Source organism: Corallococcus llansteffanensis, assembly GCF_003612055.1.
Taxonomy (GTDB): Bacteria; Myxococcota; Myxococcia; order Myxococcales; family Myxococcaceae; genus Corallococcus; species Corallococcus llansteffanensis.
Genome location: NZ_RAWB01000502.1, coordinates 1 through 7333, shown reverse-complemented (window position 1 = coordinate 7333; position 7333 = coordinate 1). Strand labels below are relative to the sequence as shown.

7 protein-coding genes are annotated in these 7333 nt (G+C 70.2%); 6 read left to right on the top strand and 1 reads right to left on the bottom strand.

The annotated features are described in order from the left end of the window. The 6 genes from D7V93_RS33275 to D7V93_RS33250 all read left to right on the top strand — a co-directional run. Window positions 1–351: energy transducer TonB (locus tag D7V93_RS33275; RefSeq protein WP_147451470.1), on the top strand; the 351-nt coding region annotated here is incomplete at its 5' end. 29 nt (window positions 352–380) lie between these two features. Then, window positions 381–1139, top strand: a complete 759-nt coding sequence (locus tag D7V93_RS33270; RefSeq protein ID WP_120647208.1) for a MotA/TolQ/ExbB proton channel family protein — start codon at window positions 381–383, stop codon at window positions 1137–1139. Further along, window positions 1123–1530 carry an ExbD/TolR family protein gene (locus D7V93_RS33265; RefSeq protein WP_120615003.1) on the top strand — a complete coding sequence of 136 codons (408 nt, stop codon included), beginning with the start codon at window positions 1123–1125 and terminating at the stop codon, window positions 1528–1530. The genes D7V93_RS33270 and D7V93_RS33265 overlap by 17 nt, the downstream gene beginning before the upstream one ends. 15 nt (window positions 1531–1545) lie before the next feature. Next, window positions 1546–1974: an ExbD/TolR family protein gene (locus D7V93_RS33260; RefSeq protein WP_120647207.1), complete on the top strand. Its 429-nt coding sequence runs from the start codon at window positions 1546–1548 to the stop codon at window positions 1972–1974. 148 nt (window positions 1975–2122) lie between these two features. Next, complete coding sequence (locus tag D7V93_RS33255; RefSeq protein ID WP_120647206.1) at window positions 2123–5119, top strand: TonB-dependent receptor; 2997 nt, start codon at window positions 2123–2125, stop codon at window positions 5117–5119. A 30-nt stretch (window positions 5120–5149) separates the two neighbouring features. Further along, a complete protein-coding gene (locus D7V93_RS33250; protein ID WP_120647205.1) occupies window positions 5150–6523 on the top strand; it encodes a beta-helix domain-containing protein in 1374 nt (457 codons plus the stop codon). A gap of 85 nt (window positions 6524–6608) precedes the next feature. Here the strand turns inward: D7V93_RS33250 and D7V93_RS33245 are convergent, their stop codons facing one another. Then, window positions 6609–7133: a hypothetical protein gene (locus D7V93_RS33245; RefSeq protein WP_120647204.1), complete on the bottom strand. Its 525-nt coding sequence runs from the start codon at window positions 7131–7133 to the stop codon at window positions 6609–6611. Window positions 7134–7333: the final 200 nt, after the last annotated feature.

Genomic DNA, 7333 nt, shown 5'->3' with positions numbered 1-7333 from the left:
GGCGTGGTGGGTGGCACCGGCAGCGGTGAGGGGATGGCGATTGGCGGCGGTCGCGCCCAGCCCATCAACCTTCCCGAAACGGGCACGCCGCCGGAGCCGCTGTCCGCGAACCTGTTGCCCGAGTACCCCTCCGAGGCCCGCTCCAAGGGTCAGGAGGGGATGGTCATCCTCAAGGGTGTCGTCGAGGTGGACGGCCGGGTCACCGGGCTCAAGGTGATGCGCGGTGACGAGCCCTTCGCCAGCGCCGCGCTGGCCGCCGTGCGCACCTGGCGCTTCCGGCCCGCCGTCGTGTCCGGCCAGCCCACCGCCGTCTTCCGCATCTTCAAGGTCCCCTTCCGCCTCAAGTCCTGACGCCCCTCTTCCCCGGGAAAGCCACCGCCATGAACTTCAACCTCAAGGAAATCTACGCGCACATGGGTGTCTTCGCCCTGTGCATCGCCTGGACGCTGGTCGCCTTCGCGGTCGCGTCGCTGGCCGTGTTCTTCGAGCGCCTGTTCGTCTACTTCCGCTCGCGCGCCGCGTCCCGCCACTTCGCCGGCCGCGCCGGTCCGCTCCTCGCGCAGCAGCAGCACGACGCGCTGGTGAAGGAGGCGGAGGGCAACAAGAGCAGCCACCTGGCGATGATGCTGGGCGGCGGCATGAAGACGTTCCTGTCGAAGTCGCGCGCGCCCGCCGGCAAGCTGGGCGCGGTGGAGCTCACCCGGCGCGACCTGGTGCGCATCAACGAGCGCATCACCGCGGACGTGCGCCGGGGCATGTCGGTGCTGGCCACGGTGGGCTCGGTGGCGCCGTTCGTCGGGTTGCTCGGCACGGTGGTAGGCATCATCGAGGCCTTCGCCGGCATCGCGAAGGAGGGCTCCGGCGGCCTGGGCGCGGTGTCCGCCGGCATCGCCGAGGCGCTCGTCGTCACCGCGCTGGGCCTGCTCGTCGCCATCCCCGCGGTGCTGATGTTCAACTTCCTGTCCACCCGCGCGGACGCGCTGCTGCTCTCCCTGGAGCAGGCGCGCAGCGAGTTCATGGACCACCTGGAGGACATGGCCGGCGACAAGCGCGCGGTGGCCGGACACGGGCCGCAGCACCCGAACAGCGCGGACGTCGTCTCCACCCGCGGCGAGGCCACCGATGTCGGCCACGCGTAGGAGCATCACCCCGGAGATGAACGTGACGCCGCTGGTGGACGTGGTCCTCGTCCTCCTGATCATCTTCATGGTCGTCACGCCGCAGCTGGAGGCGGGCGCCGCGGTGGAGCTGCCCGTCGCGACGAACCCGGATCCGGAGAACAAGAACCTGGAGCCCACGACGGTGAGCCTCGCGGCCAACGGCTCCTTCTTCCTGGACCGCAAGCAGCTCACGCGGGACGCGCTGGTCGTGGAGCTGAAGACGCTGCACCAGGCGAAGCCGGACGCGCCCGTAGTGCTCAAGGCGGACCGGGGCGTGGCGTACCAGCAGGTGCGCGGCGTCTTCAAGGCGATGCAGGACATTGGATTCCCGGGCATCAGCCTGCAGGTCATCGACCGGCAGAAGAAGTAAGGGGAGGCACGCGCCATGGCTTTCGACGTCGGTGGCAGCAAGGGCGGCATCCGCCCCACGATGAACGTGACGCCCCTGGTGGACGTGGTGCTGGTCCTCCTCATCATCTTCATGGTCGTCACGCCACTGATGACCAAGCACCTGTGGATGAACGTGCCAGCGAAGGCGGACAAGAAGGAGGCCACGCCACCTCCGCCGCCGGATGCGAAGCCCCCCGTGGTGCTCACGGTGGACAAGGCGGGCACGCTGCGCATCAACCACGAGGAAGTGCCGCGCGACCAGGTGGTGGTCCGCCTGCAACGCATGCTCAACGCGCGAGCGGACAAGATCGTCTTCTTCGACGCGGGCGACGCGGTGCCGTACGGCAGTGCCATGGAAGTGCTGGACCTGGCGCGGGGTGGGAACATCACCGTCGCCGTGTTGCCGGAGCGGCTCGCGGACTGAGTCGCGCAGCGGGTGTCCCGCGCGCGGTGTGAGCCGCGCGCGGTCCGTGACACCGAGTTTTCCGTTCCCCGCCAGAGACGTCACAAACCCTTCATCCCAATGCCACGGGCGTCGCGTTGATTGCGCGTCGCTGTCGGCAAGGAGAGCCGTGTTGTCTCGTTCGAACTTCGTGCGCGCATTCGTCGCGTCACTCGTGCTCATCACCCTGCCTGCCTTCGCGCAGGCCCCCGGCGCCGAGCCGACAGCGCCCCTTGCGCCTTCCCCTTCCGCCACGCCCGGCACGCAGCCCGCCGGGGAGCTTCCGCCTGCGCCGGACCCTTCCGCTCCGGCCGCCGCGCAGTCCGGCACCGTGACGGACCCCACCGCGGCTCCGTCTGAAGGCACCGCGCCCTCCGAGGCCACCGCGTCCGACGAGGGCGCGATGGGCGACGAGGCGCTCGCGGAGTCCTCCACGCCGCCGCCCGGCTTCACCGGCATCTACGGCCGGCTGACGGACGAGGCCAACGGAGAGGGACTCATCGAGGCCACCGTGAAGGTGGTGACGGGCTCGCAGAAGCAGGCCCTCACCGACCTGGATGGCAACTACCGGCTCGCGCTGCCGCCGGGCAAGTACGACCTGCGCGCCTTCTACGACGTGTACCAGGGCCGCCGCATCACCGGCGTCGTCGTCACGCAGGGCAAGGCCACGAAGCTGGACGTCGCGCTCGGCGCGGACGTGGGCGCGGTGCAGGAGGTCGTCGTCGAGGCCCGCTCCGACCGCCGCGCCGAGGGCGCCCTGCTCCAGGACCGCAAGAAGGCCGCCGCCGTCTCCGACGCCATCAGCGCGCAGGAGATTGCCCGCACCCCCGACTCCAGCGCCGGTGACGCGGTGAAGCGCGTGGTCAGCGCCACCGTCGTGGACGGCCGCTACGTGCTCCTGCGCGGCCTGGGTGGCCGCTACGCCACCACGCTGCTCAACGGCGCGCTGCTGCCCAGCCCGGAGCCGGACGAGCCCAGCGTGCCGCTGGACCTGTTCCCCACGAGCCTGCTCGCCAACCTCAACGTGGTGAAGAGCTACACGGCGGACCTGCCCGGCACCTTCGGCGGCGGCACGCTCCTCATCGAGACCAACACCTACCCGTCCCAGTTCGAGTTCAAGCCGCGCCTCACCCTGGGCGGCGACACGGTGACGACCTTCCGCGAGCGCAACTCGCAGGCGCAGGGCGGCTTCGGGGAGACGCTGGGCTTCGCCAGCGCCAGCCGCGACCTGCCCGACTCGATTCCCCGCGACCACCGCCTGGGCGCGGGCAGCGAGTCCGCGCAGCAGCTGGAAGGCCAGTGGGAGTCCTTCACCAACGTCTGGGAGAAGCGCACCACGCGCGCCGCGCCCAACCTGGGCCTGGGCGCGTCCCTGGGCGACACGCTGCGCTTCGGCAACCAGCGCCTGGGCTACCTGGCCACCGTCAACTACGGCCACCGCGACGGCGTGCAGGTGGGCGACTTCGCCCGCGCGTCCCGCGACGAGTCCGGCTCGCTCGTGTCCCAGGACGTCGCGCGCACCACGCAGGGCTTCTCCACCGCGAACCTCAGCGGCCTGGCCAGCGTGGGCTACCAGTTCGACCGCGACAACGAGCTGACCTTCTTCAGCCTCTACACGCGCGGCACCGACACGCGCACGTACTCCGCCAACGGCAACAACAACGTGCGCGGCGACACCTACGCCAGCACCCGCCTCCAGTTCATCACCCGCGCGCTGTCCTTCAACCAGCTCCGGGGCTTCCACCGCCTGGGCCTGCTGGGCGACGCGGAGCTGGACTGGCAGGGCAACTTCTCCCGCGTGGACCGCGACGAGCCCGACACGCGCGACACCCTCTACAGCGCCAGCCTGGGCGACCCCGGCGCGCAGCTGTCCTTCCCCAACCAGCCCAACAGCGGCGAGCGCTTCTTCGCGGAGCTGGGCGAGACGTCCACCGGCGGCAGCCTCAACCTCACCCTGCCCTTCACCTCCGGCCTGCGCGTGAAGGTGGGCGGGCTCACCCAGGTGTCCTTCCGCGACTTCAACGCGCGCCGCTTCCGCTACCTGCTGAACGAGACGCCCGTCGACCGCACCCAGTCCCCCGAGCAGCTCTTCTCGCCGGAGAACGTGGGCAACGCCATCACCGTGCGCGAGACGACCCGCTCGGACGACGCGTACAACGCCTTCCTGGGCATCTACGCCGGCTACGTGTCCGCTGACTACCAGCCCCTGGAGCCCCTGCGCCTGGTGGGCGGCGTGCGCCTGGAGTCGTCCACGCAGGACCTCACGCTGAAGGACCCGTTCACCGGCGTGGAGGGCGAGGGCGGCACGGACTCCAGCTACCTGGACGTGCTGCCGTCGTTCAACGCCATCTACGCGCTGTCGGAGAAGGTGAACCTGCGCGCGGGCTACAGCTACACGCTGGCGCGGCCCACGTTCCGGGAGCTGGCGCCCTTCATCTTCTTCGACTTCGTGCGCCGCCGGAACGTGTCCGGCAACCCCGACCTGCTGGAGACGCGCATCCACAACGTGGACGCGCGCGTGGAGTGGTTCGTGGGGGACAACGAAGTGCTCGCCGCGAGCGCCTTCTACAAGCGCTTCCAGGACCCCATCGAGCGCGTCATCCGCAACCCGGACAGCGGGGACCTGGGCTTCGAGAACGCCGCGGGCGCGGACAGCTATGGCCTGGAGCTGGAGGCGCGCACGTCGCTGGCGCGCTTCAGCCCCGCGCTGCGCCCGGTGCGCGTGGGCGCGAACCTCACGCTCATCCAGTCGCAGGTGGACCTGGGGAACTCCGCGGTGGTGGGCGCGCAGACGAACAAGGACCGTCCGCTCCAGGGCCAGTCGCCCTACGTGGTCAACGTCAACGTGGGCTACGAGCGGCCGGAGAGCGGCACCGAAGTGGCGGTCCTCTACAACGTGTCCGGCCAGCGCATCAGCGAGGTCGGCGTGCAGGGCCTGCCGGATGTGTACGAGCGGCCCTTCCACCGCGTGGACCTCACCCTCACCCAGAAGTTCGGCGCGACGCAGCTGAAGCTGACCGCCGCGAACCTCCTCAACGCGTCCGTCACCCTCCGCCAGGGGGACGTGACGGTGCAGACGTACAAGCCCGGCATGGCGTTCACCGCCGCGCTCGGCTGGGCCCTGTAGCTCCCATTTCCCCTTGAAAGGACGTCACCCATGAAGCGCCTGTTTGCATCCGTCCTCGCCCTCTCCAGCCTGACGCTGCTGCCTGCCTGCGGCGACGACAAGGACCCCGACAACAAGCCGGACGGTGGGGACCCGCAGTCCACCGCGCAGGACGTGAGCGCGAACATCACCGAGGACACGACGTGGAAGGCGGGCACCACGTACACGCTGAAGAACTACGTGTTCGTGGAGAAGGGCACGCTGACCATCGAGGCGGGCACCACCATCCTGGGCGACCAGGGCAGCGCGCTGGTCGTCACGCGCGAGGCGAAGCTGAACGCGGTGGGCACGGCGGAGAAGCCCATCGTCTTCACCAGCGCGCAGGCGGCGGGCGCGCGCGCGGCCGGTGACTGGGGCGGCGTGGTGCTGCTGGGCAAGGCGCGCATCAACGTGGCCGGCGGCGAGAACACCATCGAGGGCTTCTTCGCCACGAGCGGCGACGTGAAGACGAAGTACGGCGGCACGGACGACGCGCACGACTGCGGCAAGCTGAAGTACGCGCGCATCGAGTTCGCGGGCTACGAGCTGGCCGAGGACAACGAGCTCAACGGCCTGACGACGGGCGCGTGCGGCACCGCGACGGACATCGACTACGTGCAGGTGCACAAGGGCGCCGACGACGGCGTGGAGATGTTCGGCGGCACGGCGGGCCTGAAGCACATCCTCATCAGCCAGCCGGACGACGACGGCCTGGACTACGACCTGGGCTACCGGGGCAAGGTGCAGTTCCTGGTGGTGCAGCAGAACGCCACGGTGGGCAACCGCGGCATCGAGGCCTCCGGCAACAAGAACGACAACGCCGCGCAGCCGCACACGGCGCCGGAGATCTGGAACGCGACGTTCATCGGCTCCGGGCGCGCGGCGGGCACCACGCCCGCGCAGGAGGGCCTGGTGTTCAACACGGGCGCGGGCACGATTCTGCGCAACGTCATCGTCGCGAGCTTCGCGGACAAGGCCATCGACGTGGACGGCACGGCCTCCGCGGCGCTGTGGAACGCGGCCACGCCGGAGCTGAGCATCCAGGGCGCGCTGTTCTGGTCCAACAAGGCGGACACGGTGTCCATCCCCAACGCGCCGAACCCCAAGAAGGACGCGGCGGGCACGGTGACGGATCCGGACGTGAGCAAGTTCGTGGAGGCGGAGAAGGTGCTGGCCACGGGCCTGAACAACAAGGTGGCGGATCCGCAGCTCACCGCGGCGCTGAACCTGGACGCCCCGAACTTCGCCCCGGCGGCGGGTTCGCCGGCGCTCAACCCGGACAACGCGGCCACGCCCGGCGCGGGCTTCGACACCAGCGCGCGCTTCGTCGGCGCGGTGGGCACGAGCAACTGGATGGCCGGCTGGACCGCGTTCCCGAAGAACTAGCCTTCAGGCGTGTGACACCGTGACTGCGTGCTCCCGGGCCTCCAACCCGGGGGCACGCGGTCTTTTTCTGACCAGGTGCCGGGGACTACGACTGCAGGCCCGCCGACTCGTCCTGCGCGCCGACGAGGGACTCCGGGCTGTTGCCGTTCTCGGTGAACAGCGTGCCTCCGGCCACCGGACGCACCTTGGGGGGACGGCCGCGACGGCGCGGGGCGTTCTCCTCGGAGCCCGGGGCCATGCCCACCGGCTCCACCGCCGTGGGCTGCCCTTCCGCCCGGCCTGCCTTGCGCGTCGGACGCGGCAGGTGGATGGCCTCCAGCTTCGCTCCCAGCTCCGCGTCGTCCTCCGCGAACACCTTCGCGTACGCCAGCGCCCGCTGCCCCTTCTGCAACAGCGACTCCTGGCTCTCGTTCAACACCTGCCGCGCGGCATCCAGCGCCGCCTGCGCGCGCGCCACCGCCTCCGCCTTCTCGCGCACCTGCGCCGCGGACTCGCCCAGCACCGCCGTGTCCACGTCCGGGAACTTCACGTCCGCCAGGTCCGTGGCGAACAGCTCGAGCAACGCGCGCAGCGCGGGAGAGATGGAATCGTTCTCGGGGAAATCGAACATGGGTGGGCCTCCTCACAAGGCGTTGAGGCCGCCTATCTGCCCAGATGTTCAGTGCTCTTTCAAGGGGTCCCTTCGCGGGCCGGAAACTCGGCCTCGCCTGCTTCGTCAAGGGGCTGCCTTGAAACCTCGCGGATCAATCCACCCGCACCAGCGCCACGTCCCGCACCCCCACCGACGGATCCACGTCCACCGCCAGGAAG